This is a genomic window from Peribacillus sp. FSL H8-0477 (assembly GCF_038002765.1).
GTDB lineage: Bacteria > Bacillota > Bacilli > Bacillales > DSM-1321 > Peribacillus.
In genome coordinates, this window is record NZ_JBBODE010000002.1 from 1,517,939 (window position 1) to 1,533,828 (window position 15,890).

Here is a 15,890-nt window from a genome sequence, read left to right on the forward strand (position 1 = left end):
TTTGCTATGCTAAAGACCCATTCAATGTTCTACGCCACTGCTCTATTTCATACTCTTTTTAATAAGGACAAGGGAATAGAGCTTTTTTCTTTTCTTTGGGAAAAAAGAGTGTATATCTTTTATGACTAAAGAGGTTGAGCAAAGCCATCCTAAGGGTACTTGCGAAAGCAAGCTATGTATGAAGGAGGCAGTGGAAATGGGCAATAAGTGGAAACGTTTAGTTGCGATTTGTATGATAGCAGGTATATCATGGTTATTGGTGCAAAATCCTTATACTGATCAATATGTAGCTGGTTTAACAAAACCATCTGTTGTCGTCACAGGTACGGTTAAAGAGAAGGATTCGCTTTATTTAGAAATTGAACAAAGTGCCTCTAAATATGAGGTAGCTCCACAAGACGCACGAATTGATCGGGTATGGAAGTTGGTTCCGGGGTTAAATGGCCTGCAGGTAAACGTTAAGGACTCCTACAAGCTAATGAAAAAGAACGGGGTATTCGATAAAAAGAAACTCATTTTCAATCAAATCCCTCCTGCTGTTCATATGAATGAACTAGAACCAGTACCTATTTACCGAGCCCATCCAGAGAAACCGACCGTATCCTTGCTGATTAATGTGGCTTGGGGGAATGAATATCTTCAGGACATGTTGGCAGTCCTCAAAAAACATCAAGTGAAAGCGACCTTTTTTTTAGAAGGAAGATGGACTAAAAACAATCCAGAATTGGCTAAGATGATAGCAGAGGGCGGGCATGAAATCGGCAACCATTCGTATTCACATCCGAATATGGAGCGGATTTCCAGTCAAGCTTCCAAGGATGAAATTCTAAAGACGACTGAAGTAATAAAAGCAGTTACGGGCAGGGATGTCACCTGGTTTGCTCCGCCGAGTGGAAGTTTTCGAGAAGAAACAGTCAAAATTGCAGACTCACTCGGTTTAAATACGGTATTATGGAGTGTGGACACCATTGATTGGCAAAAACCGAGTCCGGAATTATTGCAAAAGCGGGTCCTTTCCAAAATTCACCCTGGTGCCTTTGTGTTAATGCATCCGACAGAATCGACAGCAAACTCACTTGACCAGTTAATTACGGAGTTTAAGAAACAAAATTTTCATGTTGTAACTGTAACAGAAGCAGTAGATGAAAAGAGAATCGTTCATACGCATGAGTAAGTGAGAGCGAAATGAGCAACAAGAACTAGGGAGGAATGTTTGTTGATTAAGAAATATACATGCCAAAACGGAGCAAGAGTTGTACTAGAAAATATCCCAACAGTCCGCTCAGTTGCAATTGGTGTATGGATTAAAACCGGTTCAAGAGATGAAACACCTGAATTAAATGGTATTTCTCACTTCTTGGAACATATGTTCTTTAAGGGGACAGCGACTCGAAATGCTAGAGAAATTGCTGAGGCGTTCGATAGCATCGGAGGGCAGGTTAATGCCTTCACTTCTAAGGAATATACTTGCTACTATGCGAAAGTCCTTGATACGCATGCTAGTTTTGCATTAGAGATTCTGGCCGATATGTTCTTCAATTCTACTTTTGATGAAGAAGAAATGAAAAAAGAAAAAAATGTTGTCTACGAAGAGATCAAGATGTATGAAGATACACCTGACGACATTGTCCATGATTTATTAAGCAAAGCTGTTTATGAGGATAACGCACTTGGTTATCCAATACTCGGAACAGAAAGTACGCTCGAAACATTTACAAGCAGCACAATGAAACAATATGTCCATGATTTTTATACTCCAGATCGTGTAGTCATTTCAATTGCTGGAAATGTAGATGAAAAATTAATTAAGGAAGCGGAAGATTTCTTTGGTTCTTATACCGGCGGTACAACGAATCATGTTCTGGATAAACCCGTTTTCCATCAAAACAAATTAACACGTAAGAAAGAAACAGAGCAGGCTCATTTATGTCTCGGTTTTGAAGGACTGCCAATAGGTGATCCTGATATGTACAGCCTGATCACGTTAAATAATATTCTTGGCGGCAGTATGAGCAGCCGGCTCTTCCAGGAAGTGCGTGAACAAAGAGGACTAGCATACTCAGTGTATTCGTATCATTCTGCATATCAAGACAGTGGAATGGTTACTGTCTATGGAGGAACAGGTGCTAATCAACTCAACAGCTTGTTCGAAACGATTCAATCGACGATTGCCTTATTAAAGAAAGATGGCATAAGTGAAAAAGAACTAAGAAATAGCAAAGAGCAGCTAAAAGGAAGTTTAATGCTAGGATTAGAATCAACAAACAGCAGAATGAGCCGTAATGGTAAAAATGAGCTGCTCCTTAAAAACCATCGTTCACTAGACGATATCATATACTTAATTGACGAAGTTTCAATTGAAAGTGTCAACATGCTTGCTAATCGTATTTTCACTGATCATTATTCAATATCCCTAGTCAGTCCGATGGATGACTGGAAATAAATCACTCAAAACCTGTACTTGAGACAGGTTTTGAGTTTTTTTGCTTATACCTAGATTTTGTTGAATATAGGGCATATCGACCAGGTGCTCTACCTGCCTGCATGTCTGTCTAATTATGTGCACTTCAGGTGCTTTTCAGTGCGGAAGGCTGTATCAAGGCAAGGCAAGAGAGGTTTTACTTTCATCAACTGAATAGTCTCGCTGATTGAAGCCGCTATCAAGCGGCTTTTTATTTTGCTTTGCTAGTGAATCTGCGGAAGATAAAATCATTCCCTACAGTCCAAACACTCATTTTTTTTAACCACATACACTGTGAATGTACGAATTACGGAAAGAAGCCATTTTCAATAAAGAAGGTGACCGTTTGATGCTAACAGGCATGCAAATTGCAGTAATAGGTGGAGATGCGCGTCAGCTTGAGGTTATCCGTAAATTAACCGAAATGGATGCGAAGCTTAGTTTAATAGGCTTTGAACAACTCGATCACGCCTTTACTGGTGCAGTCAAAGAGAAGGTTGAAGATGTTGATTTTTCTGAAGTAGATACCATTATCCTGCCTGTTCCTGGAACGAATCTCGAGGGAAAGGTGGAAACCATCTTTTCGAATGAAGAAGTGTACCTTACAGATGAAGTCCTTTCTAAAACTCCGTCGCATTGTACGATTTATTCCGGAATCAGCAATACTTATTTAGATACGCTAGTTAAAAAGACCAATCGTCGTTTAGTTTTGCTATTTGAACGAGATGATGTCGCTATCTATAATTCCATCCCTACTACAGAAGGGACAATTATGATGGCCATTCAGCATACTGACTTTACCATTCATGGTTCTACTATTGCCGTGCTCGGACTTGGACGTGTTGGAATGACGACCGCTAGAACCTTTCAAGCTATGGGGGCAAAAGTAAAGGTAGGGGCACGCAAGAGTGAAGATATCGCCCGCATCATAGAAATGGGGTTAACGCCATTTCATTTTAATGAGTTGGTTCATGTGATGAGGGATGTGGATATTTGTGTAAATACTGTACCCCATCCGATTCTTACAGCTAGTGTACTTGCAGCCATGCCAGTTCATACACTTATTATTGATTTAGCCTCAAAGCCTGGAGGCACTGATTTTCGCTATGCTGAAAAAAGGGGGATTAAAGCATTACTTGCACCGAGCCTTCCAGGAATTGTTGCTCCTAAAACGGCAGGACGAATCTTAGCTAATGCCTTATCACAGTTGATTCAAGAAGATTTGAAAAATGAAAGGGGAAAGAAAAAATGAATCTAAAGGGTGTCAGAATTGGTTTTGGGTTAACGGGTTCCCATTGTACCTATGATGATGTGTATCCTGAAATAGAAAAGCTGGTTAATGAGGGAGCAGATGTCATTCCTATTGTATCTGGGACAGTAAAGAATACGGAAACTCGGTTTGGCAAAGGGGAAGATTGGGTTGCCCGTATTGAAAAATTGACGGGTTATCCTGTTGTCGATACAATTGTAAAAGCAGAACCGCTGGGACCTAAAATGCCGTTAGCTTGCATGGTCATTGCTCCTATGACGGGCAATTCGATGAGTAAGATGGCTAACGCATTGACTGACAGCCCTGTATTAATGGCTGCGAAGGCCACAATGAGGAATCACCGGCCAGTAGTTCTTGGAATTTCCACCAACGATGCATTAGGTCTTAATGGTGTTAATTTAATGAGGCTTATGGCAGCAAAAGACTTATATTTTGTTCCCTATGGGCAGGATGATCCGATTAATAAACCGAACAGTATGGTTGCAAGAATGAGTTTAATTAGAGAAACCATCGTGGCCGCGTTAAGCGGAGAACAATTGCAACCGGTCATTATTGAGCGCTATAAAGAAGAATAAGTAAATGAGTTCCATATCAACTGCTATATATCCCGAATATTTAGTAAAAGTCTATTTCTTTGAGACGTTAATATGTTAAAATGGGTGATATTCTAACATAAAAATGATAATTAACGCTTTTGGCTTTTTACAGTCAAGGTTTGATGAAAAGGGGAAATAGACAATGGTAGAGATACAGGGACTAAACATAGCAGTTATTGGAGCAACCGGTGCGGTTGGAAAGCAGATGATTAAAACACTTGAATCTAGAAATCTGCCGATAAAAAATCTTCTTCTCTTATCCTCGGCTCGTTCAGCAGGGAAAAAAGTTACCTTTAAAAATAAAGAATACGTTGTTCAGGAAGCAAAACCTGAAAGCTTTGAAGGAATAGATATTGCTTTATTCAGTGCAGGAGGAAATGTATCAAAAGAATTAGCTCCTGCAGCCGTAGAACGCGGAGCAATCGTAATCGATAATACAAGCGCTTTTCGTATGGCAGTGGATGTTCCGCTCGTCGTCCCAGAAGTAAATGAACAGGATCTTCTTAAACATAATGGCATTATAGCTAATCCGAACTGCTCAACTATTCAAATGGTAGCAGCCTTAGAACCGCTGCGCAAAGCATATGGAATAAGCAAAGTAGTTGTTTCAACCTATCAGGCTGTGTCTGGGGCAGGAGCCGCTGCTATTGCAGAATTAAAGGAGCAGTCACGTGACCTTCTTGAAGGCAAGGAAATTGAACCTAAAATTCTTCCGGTAGGCAGTGGGGAGAATCATTACCAAATTGCTTTTAATGTTATCCCGCAGATTGATAAGTTTGAAGAAAATGGGTTTACATTTGAAGAAATGAAAATGATTAATGAAACTAAAAAAATTATGCACATGCCGGAGTTGAGTGTGGCAGCTACTTGTGTACGTCTCCCTGTAGAAACAGGTCATTCTGAGTCTGTTTACGTTGAAATTAACACGGATGGGATTTCAGCAGGAGATATTAAAGAATTACTGAAAGAAGCGCCGGGAGTTGTTCTTCAAGATGATCCGGATAATCAAGTTTATCCTATGCCTGCCACATCCGTTGGCAAAAATGAAGTATTTGTCGGAAGAATAAGAAAAGACCTTGATGAATCAAAAGGCTTCCATTTATGGATTGTCTCTGATAACCTTCTAAAAGGAGCGGCGTGGAATTCTGTACAAATTGCAGAAAGCCTGCTTAAATTAAAATTAGTGACTAGTAAATAAATGTACTATGAAAACGCAGCGCCAGGGGTAAACTTGGCTTGTATTTGAGGTGTGCTAAATGAAAATCATCGTCCAGAAATTCGGGGGAACCTCTGTCCGTGACGAGGGAAGCCGTTCACATGCTAAGCGACATATAAAAAAAGCAATAAGTGAAGGCTATAAGGTAGTGGCTGTAGTCTCAGCAATGGGCAGAGCAGGGGAACCGTACGCAACTGACACACTACTTTCTCTTGCGGGAGGAACTGAAAGTAAATTAACCAAACGTGAACAGGATTTAATGCTCTCGGTCGGAGAGACAATTTCTTCCATAGTTTTTACGAATATGCTTCTTCAGCATGATATAAAAGCTACAGCTTTTACAGGTGCTCAAGCTGGTTTCCATACGAACGGCGATCATACCAATGCTAAAATAATGGAAATGAAGTGTGAACGGCTGGTAAAAGAATTAGAGACCAATGATGTTGTTGTGGTTGCCGGGTTCCAGGGAGCTGCGAAAACGGGTGACATTACGACAATTGGCCGCGGTGGCAGCGATACCTCTGCAGCTGCACTAGGTGCAGCACTTTCCGCTGAATGGGTTGATATCTTTACTGATGTTGAGGGAATCATGACAGCCGATCCTCGGATAGCTGAACATGCAAGACCGCTTTCAGTCGTTACGTATAATGAAGTATGTAATATGGCATACCAGGGAGCTAAAGTGATTCATCCTAGAGCGGTGGAAATCGCTATGCAGGCAAAAGTTCCGATTCGAATTCGATCCACTTATACAGATGGTATCGGAACACTGGTAACTAATGTGACCAAGGGTACAAAGGGCAGCGATATCCGCGAAAGGTTAGTAACCGGTATTGCTCATGTTTCTAATATCACCCAAATTAAGGTGAAAGCAAAAAAAGATCAATACAACTTGCAATCAGAGGTCTTTAAAGCCATGGCAAAAGCTTCAATCAGTGTTGATTTTATCAATATATCACCAAATGCGGTCGTTTATACGGTGACGGAAGAAATGACTGAACGAGCTATTGAAACATTGACGAACATGGGCTATGAGCCTTTTGTTGAACGAAACTGCGCGAAGGTGTCTGTTGTCGGCGGCGGGATAAATGGTGTGCCAGGAGTAGCGTCTAAAATCGTCACAGCCCTTTCAGAAAAAGGAATTGGAATTCTTCAGTCTGCAGACAGCCATACAACTATTTGGGTGCTGGTAAAAGCTGAAGACCTAGTGGAAGCTGTAAACTCACTTCATGATGCTTTCCATTTACATGAAGATGCGTCGGCATCTCCACTGACAGAAAGATAGTATTTTTATAAAGAGGTGTGTTTAATGATTGACTTTGGAAGAGTGTCAACAGCGATGGTTACGCCATTTGATAAAAAGGGTAACCTTGACTTTGGCAAGACTGCCACGCTGATTAATTACTTAATTGAAAACGGCTCAGATTCATTGGTTATTGCTGGAACGACAGGGGAATCTCCAACGCTTTCAGCAGAAGAAAAAATTGCTCTGCTCCGCCATGTTGTAAACGTCGTGGATAAGCGGGTTCCTGTTATTATGGGGACAGGGAGTAACAACACATATGCTTCAATCGAGTTAACGAAAAGGGCAGAAGCGAACGGTGCGGATGCAGTGATGCTGGTAGCTCCTTATTATAGTAAAACGAATCAAGAGGGACTGTATCAGCATTTTAAGGCGATTGCAGAAAGTACTGCCCTGCCGGTAATGCTGTATAATATTCCCGGCCGTTCCGCTGTTAATATTGAACCTGAAACGATTTGCAGGCTTTCTAGAATCACTAATATTGTCGCAGTTAAAGAAGCGAGCGGTAATTTGAACGCCATGACTGAAATAATTGCGAATACGGACGAAGACTTCCGATTATACAGCGGGGACGATGCACTTACCCTTCCTGTGTTAGCCATTGGAGGCGCAGGGGTAGTATCTGTTGCTTCTCATGTTGTAGGAAATGATATGCAGCAGATGATTCAATCCTTCGTAACGGGCGACCTAAGGGAGGCTGCTAGAGAACACCAGAGGCTCTTGCCGCTGACTACTGCTTTGTTTGCAGCACCTAACCCTACGCCTGTTAAAACCGCTCTACAGCTCTCTGGTATTGATGTCGGAGGTGTACGGCTTCCGCTGGTTCCACTAACTGAACAAGAAAGAACAACTTTAAGCGATCTGTTGTCTAAATAAGTTTTTTTACTTAAACAAGTCGATTCTAAGTGAATTGACTTGTTTTTTTATAAAAGATGAAGGCGATTACTATTTTTCTCTTGCGACTTTTCAGTATTTTATAAACTTACATAAATCCGTAAAAAAGTAATAAGTTGTCATGTTTTTTCTTCTTCGGTTATAATGGGTAGAGAATAACGTGCACGGCGATATATTTGAAGGAGGAAACCCGATTGGCTAGAGACAAAAAGAACCAAGGCATCAAAATTATTTCCCTTGGCGGACAAGGGGAATTAGGCAAAAATATGTATGTGGTAGAGGTAAATGAAGATCTATTCATGCTTGATGCAGGATTGATGTTTCCAGAAGAAGAAATGCTGGGTATTGACGCTGTCATTCCAGATATAAGTTATATTATGGAGAATAAACATAGATTAAGAGGGATTTTTATCAGTCATGGTCATGAAGATCATATGGGCGCCCTTGCTTATGTTTTGAAATATATTGATGTACCTGTTTACGGAGCAAAGCTTACACTTGCACTTATACAAGCCCATCTTAAAGAAGCAGACTATTATGAAGATGCGGAATTTGTAGAAATTACATCTGACACTGTTCTTGAGTTTCCTGAAGCAAACATTACCTTTTTTAAGACCAATCACAGCATTCCGGATTCAGTAGGGATTGTCATTCATACATCAGAAGGCGCAATTGTCTATACGGGTGATTTTAAATTCGATCAAGCAGCTGCTGGTATTTATAAACCTGAAATTGGGAAAATGGCAAGAATCGGGGAAGAAGGAGTTCTCTGCTTAATGTCTGACAGTACAGGGGCGGAAAAACCAGGCTATACCCCATCAGAAGCTCTAGTTGCAACGGAAATGGCCCAAGCCTTTTATAATGCGCCAGGTCGAATCATAGTAGCCTGCTTTGCTTCGAATGTGAATCGTATTCAACTCGTGTTTAATGCTGCTGTTCAGACGGGCAGAAAAGTTGCGGTTGTTGGCAAGAGTCTTCAACGTGTATACGAAACAGCCTTAAACCTTGGTTATTTAGATGTGGAAGAAGAGAGTATTATTCCCGTATCGGAAATCCATCACTATGAAGACAAAGAGATTGTCATCCTTTCAACAGGGCATCAAGGAGAGCCTATTACGGCACTTCAAAAGATGGCTAAGCAATCACATAAACAAGTAGCAATTAAGCAAGGAGATACAGTCTTAATTGCAGCTTCACCGCTTCCAGGGGGCGAATTAATTCTGTCTAAAACCGTAGATATGCTCTTTAGAGTCGGCGCTAATGTCGTTTCATCTAAACAGCGTGTTCATGTATCAGGCCATGGCAGCCAAGAAGAATTAAAAATGATGATTAATTTAATGAAACCTAAATACTTAATTCCCGTACACGGGGAATATCGTCATCTATTTTCTCATGAAAAAGTGGGAATCGCTGCAGGAATCCCGAAAGAGAACATTATCGTTGCAGATAAGGGCGATATCATTGAAGTGAAAAAAGACAGAATTCGACTAGCGTCCAAAGTTACAGCAGGAAATGTTCTGATTGATGGCAGCGGAGTTGGAGATGTTGGGAATATCGTTCTTCGTGATCGCCGTCTGCTTTCGCAAGATGGAATATTGCTTGTAGTTGTAACCTTGAATCGATCAGATAAATCGATTGCAGCGGGACCTGAAATCATTTCACGAGGCTTTGTTTATGTTAGAGAGTCTGAAAAATTACTTGAAGAAGCAACGGAAGTTGTTACAGCAGTAGTTAAGAAAAATGGCTCGCGCCAGCCGTTTGATTGGTCGACCCTCAAGCAGGATATGCGCGATACCCTTAACTCGTTTTTATATGAAAAAACAAAACGCCGCCCGATGATTTTACCAATCATTATGGAAATTTCATAAACGTATCAATGAAGCCCTTGACTGGTTCAGTCAGGGGCTTTTTTGATTTAGTTATAAAAGGGATGAACTTTTGCAACAGGGACAATAATAAATTCATACGCAAATAGAAAGGGGAACGTTATAGTGGAGCAAACACCAAGCCCAGATGAAGGGCGTCAAGAAGTAAAAAATTCAACGTTAATTGAAAAAATTCAACAGCTGGGTCAAACCAATGTCCCGCAATTGTCTAAAGACTCAAAAGTTCATTGCTTAACGATCATCGGGCAAATTGAAGGTCATATGCAGCTGCCGCCGCAAAATAAAACAACTAAGTATGAACATGTTATCCCTCAAATCGTAGCGATTGAACAAAATCCTTCGATTGAAGGCTTATTAGTTATTTTGAATACGGTGGGGGGAGATGTCGAAGCAGGATTGGCAATTGCAGAAATGCTCGCATCACTTTCTAAACCGACCGTTTCTATCGTTTTAGGAGGAGGTCATTCAATAGGCGTGCCTATTGCGGTCTCTTGTGATTATTCATTTATTGCGGAAACAGCTACAATGACCATTCATCCAATCCGGTTGACAGGAATGGTTATCGGCGTCCCGCAAACGTTTGAATATTTAGATAAAATGCAAGAACGAGTGATTAAATTTGTAACAAGACATTCAGCTATAGAGGAAGAAACATTTAAGGAATTAATGTTTGCCAAAGGTAATTTAACGCGAGATATTGGAACAAACATTATCGGTCAAGAAGCAGTTGACAATAAATTAATGCATGCGGTTGGCGGTGTTGGTCAAGCTATGCGAAAACTTGATGAATTGATGAATAAAAAAAATGAACTGACGAATGGAGGACTCATACAGTGACCATTTATACGATTGTACCTGAGGAACAAATCTTTGCTGAAGCAGCACCTTCGTTATCACAGGTATTTGAAGTTCAATATCAAGGTGTTCCTCTTCAGGTGCACTATCAAGGAGGGCGTTCGTTTAGAGTGGATCGCGTTTTAAGTACAGATCCAGCCGATTACCTGAATCAGTCTGTACAACCAGGCGTTTTTCTTCCGGTTATTCAGTTTGAAAACTAGAATAACACGGCGAAACTGGTGAAATTATGATATACTGGGACTACTATTGAATATCAGCAGCCATCTGGCTGCTTTCTTCTTTCTATACGATAATTTACATACATAAACCGTTTTTAAAATGATAGAGGAGAAGATAATCAGGAAAAGTAAGGTGATTAAATTGGCGAAAAATAAACGTAAAAAAACAAAACGTACGGATACACTAAAAAGTACGATGAAATTTGAAGTAATGGGTCTCGTATTAATTGCATTAGCGGCCATTGCCATTGCAAATTTAGGAGCTGTAGGAAAAAGCAGTGTATTATTTGTTCGTTTTTTTATGGGTGAATGGTACATCTTACTCCTTTTAGGCGTTATGGTCAGCGGGTTTTATTTAATGATTAAACGATCCATTCCCGTATTCTTAAAACGCCAGCTGATTGGTATTTATTTTCTTACGGCAAGTATTCTGCTTCTCAGTCATGTGAAATTATTTGAGAATTTAGCAGGAGGAGGCCCATTTGAAAAACCGAGTGTCATCAGCAATACTTGGGAATTATTTTGGATGGAAGTTAGAGGAGCCGCGAGTACCAGCGATTTAGGCGGAGGGATGTTTGGGGCAATTCTTTTTGCAGCTTCTTACTTTTTATTTGATCAAGCTGGTTCTAGAATATGTGTCTTGATCTTTATCCTAATCGGAATTATTTTGCTGACGGGGAAATCTCTTGGCGATACGCTGGGAAAAGTGTTTGGGACAGTGACCAGGTTTATGTCTGAACAATGGCAGGCTTTTATAGATGACATGAAGACATGGAATCAAGATAAAAAAGAAAAAAAGAAAAAAGAACGTGCTAAACCAAAAGAAGTACAAAAACCTGAAAAACGAAAACCCGTACACGAAGAGGAAACGGAGCAGGAGTCTGCGGAGGTAGCAGCTGAACGTCTTATTTCTAACTTTGCTGACACAGCCTATGCCGGCGTGCCGGTACCTGAGGAACCCGTTTCAAGTGTTCAAAAGTCGACCGAACAAAGCAAGGCATCGGAAGAAAATGATTCACCGCCAAATATAACGTTTACTGAAGTAGAAAATAAAGAATACAGCCTTCCACCCTTAACCTTACTTACTGAACCAAAAAAAGCAGATCAAAGTGGTGAATATCAATTAATTCATGAAAACGCAGCGAAATTGGAAAGAACCTTCACAAGTTTTGGTGTCAAAGCAAGAGTGACACAAGTACACCTAGGTCCTGCGGTTACCAAATATGAAGTTCATCCCGATGTCGGTGTAAAAGTGTCTAAAATTGTTAGTCTCTCAGATGACTTAGCGCTAGCCTTAGCTGCAAAAGATATCAGGATTGAAGCACCCATCCCTGGTAAGTCAGCCATTGGTATTGAAGTGCCAAATGCTGAAGTGGCCATTGTTTCTTTGAGAGAAGTTTTAGAGGCAAAGGACGTAGATAAGCCTGAATCGAAGCTGCAAATTGGACTAGGACGAAATATTTCTGGTGAAGCGGTCAAGGCTGAATTAAATAGAATGCCCCATCTTCTTGTAGCAGGTGCAACTGGAAGCGGGAAATCCGTCTGTATTAATGGAATTATCACGAGTATTTTAATGCGGGCTAAACCTCACGAAGTCAAGATGATGATGATTGACCCTAAAATGGTAGAACTGAATGTCTATAATGGAATTCCACATTTATTGGCTCCTGTGGTAACGAATCCTAAAAAAGCAGCTCAGGCTTTGCAAAAAGTTGTTAGTGAAATGGAGCGCCGATATGAGCTCTTTTCACATACTGGAACCCGTAATATTGAAGGCTATAATGAATATGTGAATCATTTTAATATTGAGGAAGATGATAAGCAGCCATTGCTTCCTTATATTGTCGTAATTGTCGATGAGCTGGCAGATTTAATGATGGTCGCTTCTTCTGAGGTAGAAGATGCTATTACGCGATTAGCTCAAATGGCTCGTGCAGCGGGAATTCATTTAATTATTGCGACACAGCGTCCATCTGTCGATGTTATTACCGGAGTCATTAAAGCAAACATACCATCTCGGATTGCCTTTAGTGTATCTTCAATGACGGATTCCCGAACCATACTTGATATGGGGGGAGCAGAGAAACTCCTAGGTCAAGGCGATATGCTATTCTTGCCGGCAGGGGCATCCAAACCCGTCCGCGTGCAAGGGGCATTTCTTTCAGATCATGAAGTAGAAGAAGTGGTCGAATATGTAATATCACAGCAAAAAGCTCAATATAACGAAGAAATGATACCAGATGAAATTGTAGAAACAACAGGGGAAGTCGAAGACGATCTATATCAGGATGCGGTTTCTTTAATTATGGAGATGCAGACAGCTTCAGTGTCGATGCTTCAGAGACGTTTCAGGATAGGCTATACAAGAGCAGCAAGGTTAATCGATGAGATGGAAGCGAGAGGAATTGTCGGTCCTTACGAAGGAAGTAAGCCAAGACATGTCTTAGTTTCTAGAGATCCAAATAGTGAAGCAAATTTATCATAGAATGAAAACTCCCCCCTGTTTATAGGGGGGAGTTTTCATTCTTACAATTCTTCTTCTTTTAAATGTTCTTTGCAAAATTGAGCGACCATGGCTAATTCATCATCTTCTAAATCAAATTCTAATAATTGTTCAGTTTCACGCTCTAACAGGTCATATTTTACAACTTTAGAAGTGTTGTCGTCTACAACATAAAGAACACGTATGTACAATCCTTTTTCACTTGCCAGTTCATCATCTTCAGGCACCTCGATATCAAGGAATAGTTCATAGCGATCCCCAGTTAAGATATCAAACGGGTCTTTTAATTTTTCAACTTTATAACCAGTAATGGTTAACATGTAATCATCCTTCCAAAAAAAATATTTCATTTTATTATACAACAAAAGTATAAGCCGCATCCAAGGATAAGGTATCTTTGTCAGGATTGACCGTAAAAAGTATACAAAAAACTGAATAATTCTTTATCAATAGCAACCAGTTATAAGCTAAAATACGGTTATATTGCCATTATATGACTAATGTAGTATGTATAAATATACATATAGGATGATGTTCACATATCCGGAAAAGTATGGATAGGATAATGTTCCTAAAATGATTTTTTTGTGAATTCGCAAAACGCTATTTATTTTGAATCAAATTAATGATATAGTATGTTCGATTAGAGGAATTGATAATACATCAGAGGTCTGATGTCTTAAGAACTTAGTTGGGGGAAGCTGCATGTCTATTAAGTCAGATAACAGGCACTTATATTTACAGGTTATCGATCATTTGAAGCTCGATATTGAAAAGGGTGTTTATAAAGAGAAAGAAAAACTACCCTCTGAATTTGAGCTGGCAAAGAAGCTGGGTGTAAGCCGAGCTACACTGCGTGAGGCCCTGAGAATTCTTGAAGAAGATAATGTAATTGTTCGCAGGCATGGGGTTGGTACTTTTGTGAATACCAAACCGATGGTTTCTTCAGGAATAGAACAACTTAACAGTGTCACTGACATGATTGAACAAGCAGGCATGAAGCCTGGCACTATTTTCTTAAGCTCTTCAACCCAGGAATCAACGGATGACGATACTCGCCGATTTAAGAGTAATTTGGATAGTGGAATGGTTTTAGTCGAGCGTGTCAGGACAGCGAATGGGAAGCCGGTAGTTTATTGTGTGGACAAGATCCCTACAGATATTCTGCCTGAAAGTTCTATTCAGGGTGATGAATCGCTGCTGGATATCTTAGAAAAAGAGGCTGGCAGGAGAATCAGCTATGCTGTAGCGAATATTGAGCCAATGGGCTACCATGAAAAGGTTTCGCCTATTTTGGAATGTGAACCTGAAGCATCGTTGCTTGTCTTAAAACAAATGCATTACGACAGCTCGGATGAACCAATTCTTTATTCAGTTAATTACTTTAAAACGGATATGTTTAGTTTTCATGTCCTTCGTAAGCGTGTCTAAATAATTTTTATGGAGATATGTAAACGGAAACAAGATTTCCTTTTCAGAAAATTCCTATCTAATCAACCAAAACCTTAGGGGGTAAACATTTTGAAAAAACGTAAATTAGGCTTAGCGTTGTCCGTCGTTCTTGCTGCTGGTACATTACTTGGTGCTTGTGGGAACAAAGAAGAGGATACAAAAGAAAAATCAGAAGGCGGGAAAGATAACTTTAAAGTAGCTATGGTAACAGATATTGGCGGTATTGATGATAAATCCTTTAACCAATCTTCTTGGGAAGGCTTACAAGCCTTTGGTAAAGAAAATGGAATTAAAGAAGGTCCCGATGGATATACGTACCTACAGTCTAAATCTGATGCTGATTATACAACCAATCTTCAAAAATTAGCTCGTCAAGATTTTAATCTTGTTTTTGGAATTGGATATGCACTTGCAGAATCTTTAACAGAAGTAGCTGACAGCAAAAAAGAGACAAATTTTGCGATCGTTGACTCTGTAGTAGAAAAGGACAATGTTGCAAGCGTTAACTTTAAAGAAGATCAAGGATCATTCCTTGTAGGTGTTATCGCAGGCTTATCTACTAAATCAAACAAAATTGGTTTTGTAGGTGGAGTAGATGGAGAACTTATCAATAAATTTGAAACTGGATTCATTGCCGGTGTTAAAACAGTTAATAAAACGGCCGATGTAAACGTACAGTATGCTGCAAGTTTTGGTGATGCTGCTAAAGGGCAAGCCATTGCAAACAGTATGTATGGATCAGGAATCGATATCATCTACCACGCTGCCGGCGGAACAGGTAATGGTGTATTCTCTGCAGCTAAAGAATTGAAGAAGAAAGATCCTGAAAGCAATGTTTGGGTAATCGGTGTTGACCGTGACCAAGTAGAAGAAGGTAAAGTGACTGTAGATGGAAAAGATTATAATGTAACATTAACTTCAATGGTAAAACGTGTAGATGTTGCTGTTCAAGATTTATCTAAACAAGCTCTTGAAGATAAATTCCCAGGCGGTAAAATCATTCAGTATGGTATTGAAGAAAATGCAATTATGGTCTCGGATTCAAAAGACAATGTTTCTCCAGAAGCATTGAAAGCGGTTGATGAATATACAGCGAAAATTAAATCCGGTGATCAAAAAGTTCCGAGCACACGTGCAGAGCTTAAAGAAATGGGATTTTAATAGACTGATATGGGAGTAGGAGGGCGCTTTTGCCCTCTGTTCCATACATTGCTGAAAAACTGAATGAAAGAC

The 15,890-nt window shown here is 40.1% G+C and carries 14 protein-coding genes; 13 read left to right on the forward strand and 1 reads right to left on the reverse strand.

The window, feature by feature from the left end; genetic code table 11:
* Positions 1–196 precede the first annotated feature (196 nt).
* From MHI18_RS19130 to MHI18_RS19180, 11 genes are all read left to right on the forward strand, one after another.
* Positions 197–1,174 (forward strand): polysaccharide deacetylase family protein, encoded by a 978-nt coding sequence (locus tag MHI18_RS19130; protein ID WP_340849728.1) that lies wholly within the window; start codon positions 197–199, stop codon positions 1,172–1,174.
* Positions 1,175–1,216: 42 nt separating this feature from the next.
* On the forward strand, positions 1,217–2,443 hold the full coding sequence (locus MHI18_RS19135) for a M16 family metallopeptidase (RefSeq protein WP_340849730.1): 1,227 nt from the start codon (positions 1,217–1,219) through the stop codon (positions 2,441–2,443).
* 367 nt (positions 2,444–2,810) lie between these two features.
* Positions 2,811–3,713: a dipicolinic acid synthetase subunit A gene (gene dpaA / locus MHI18_RS19140; protein ID WP_340850334.1), complete on the forward strand. Its 903-nt coding sequence runs from the start codon at positions 2,811–2,813 to the stop codon at positions 3,711–3,713.
* Positions 3,710–4,306 carry a dipicolinate synthase subunit B gene (locus MHI18_RS19145; RefSeq protein WP_340849731.1) on the forward strand — a complete coding sequence of 199 codons (597 nt, stop codon included), beginning with the start codon at positions 3,710–3,712 and terminating at the stop codon, positions 4,304–4,306. The genes dpaA and MHI18_RS19145 overlap by 4 nt, the downstream gene beginning before the upstream one ends.
* Before the next feature lie 163 nt (positions 4,307–4,469).
* Positions 4,470–5,525, forward strand: coding sequence for an aspartate-semialdehyde dehydrogenase (gene asd / locus MHI18_RS19150; protein WP_340849733.1), 1,056 nt, complete (start codon positions 4,470–4,472; stop codon positions 5,523–5,525).
* 58 nt (positions 5,526–5,583) lie between these two features.
* A complete protein-coding gene (gene dapG / locus MHI18_RS19155) occupies positions 5,584–6,828 on the forward strand; it encodes an aspartate kinase (RefSeq protein ID WP_340849735.1) in 1,245 nt (414 codons plus the stop codon).
* A 24-nt stretch (positions 6,829–6,852) separates the two neighbouring features.
* Positions 6,853–7,722 (forward strand): 4-hydroxy-tetrahydrodipicolinate synthase, encoded by an 870-nt coding sequence (dapA, locus tag MHI18_RS19160; RefSeq protein WP_340849736.1) that lies wholly within the window; start codon positions 6,853–6,855, stop codon positions 7,720–7,722.
* 212 nt (positions 7,723–7,934) lie between these two features.
* Complete coding sequence (locus MHI18_RS19165) at positions 7,935–9,608, forward strand: ribonuclease J (RefSeq protein WP_340849738.1); 1,674 nt, start codon at positions 7,935–7,937, stop codon at positions 9,606–9,608.
* Between the two features lie 120 nt (positions 9,609–9,728).
* Positions 9,729–10,463 (forward strand): ClpP family protease, encoded by a 735-nt coding sequence (locus MHI18_RS19170; RefSeq protein WP_340850335.1) that lies wholly within the window; start codon positions 9,729–9,731, stop codon positions 10,461–10,463.
* Positions 10,460–10,684 (forward strand): YlzJ-like family protein, encoded by a 225-nt coding sequence (locus MHI18_RS19175; protein WP_340849740.1) that lies wholly within the window; start codon positions 10,460–10,462, stop codon positions 10,682–10,684. Before MHI18_RS19170 ends, MHI18_RS19175 begins: the two co-directional genes overlap by 4 nt.
* Positions 10,685–10,844: 160 nt before the next feature.
* Positions 10,845–13,187, forward strand: a complete 2,343-nt coding sequence (locus MHI18_RS19180; RefSeq protein ID WP_340849741.1) for a DNA translocase FtsK — start codon at positions 10,845–10,847, stop codon at positions 13,185–13,187.
* A 41-nt stretch (positions 13,188–13,228) separates the two neighbouring features.
* On the opposite strand, the gene MHI18_RS19185 is transcribed toward MHI18_RS19180, so the two are convergent.
* Positions 13,229–13,555, reverse strand: coding sequence for a DUF6509 family protein (locus tag MHI18_RS19185; RefSeq protein ID WP_445670020.1), 327 nt, complete (start codon positions 13,553–13,555; stop codon positions 13,229–13,231).
* A gap of 355 nt (positions 13,556–13,910) precedes the next feature.
* Between MHI18_RS19185 and MHI18_RS19190 the strand changes: the two genes are divergently transcribed.
* A complete protein-coding gene (locus MHI18_RS19190) occupies positions 13,911–14,636 on the forward strand; it encodes a GntR family transcriptional regulator (RefSeq protein WP_340849743.1) in 726 nt (241 codons plus the stop codon).
* 90 nt (positions 14,637–14,726) lie between these two features.
* Positions 14,727–15,818 (forward strand): BMP family lipoprotein, encoded by a 1,092-nt coding sequence (locus tag MHI18_RS19195; protein WP_340849745.1) that lies wholly within the window; start codon positions 14,727–14,729, stop codon positions 15,816–15,818.
* The last annotated feature ends 72 nt before the right edge of the window (positions 15,819–15,890 follow it).

What these genes read in the sequence shown, in the direction of transcription:
- MHI18_RS19190 (WP_340849743.1), top strand. Translation starts at nt 13,911, where the DNA reads ATGTCTATTAAGTCAGATAACAGGCACTTATATTTACAGGTTATCGAT.
- dapA (WP_340849736.1), top strand. Translation starts at nt 6,853, where the DNA reads ATGATTGACTTTGGAAGAGTGTCAACAGCGATGGTTACGCCATTTGAT.
- MHI18_RS19145 (WP_340849731.1), top strand. Translation starts at nt 3,710, where the DNA reads ATGAATCTAAAGGGTGTCAGAATTGGTTTTGGGTTAACGGGTTCCCAT.
- MHI18_RS19130 (WP_340849728.1), top strand. Translation starts at nt 197, where the DNA reads ATGGGCAATAAGTGGAAACGTTTAGTTGCGATTTGTATGATAGCAGGT.
- asd (WP_340849733.1), top strand. Translation starts at nt 4,470, where the DNA reads ATGGTAGAGATACAGGGACTAAACATAGCAGTTATTGGAGCAACCGGT.
- dapG (WP_340849735.1), top strand. Translation starts at nt 5,584, where the DNA reads ATGAAAATCATCGTCCAGAAATTCGGGGGAACCTCTGTCCGTGACGAG.
- MHI18_RS19185 (WP_445670020.1), bottom strand. Translation starts at nt 13,555, where the DNA reads ATGAAATATTTTTTTTGGAAGGATGATTACATGTTAACCATTACTGGT.
- dpaA (WP_340850334.1), top strand. Translation starts at nt 2,811, where the DNA reads ATGCTAACAGGCATGCAAATTGCAGTAATAGGTGGAGATGCGCGTCAG.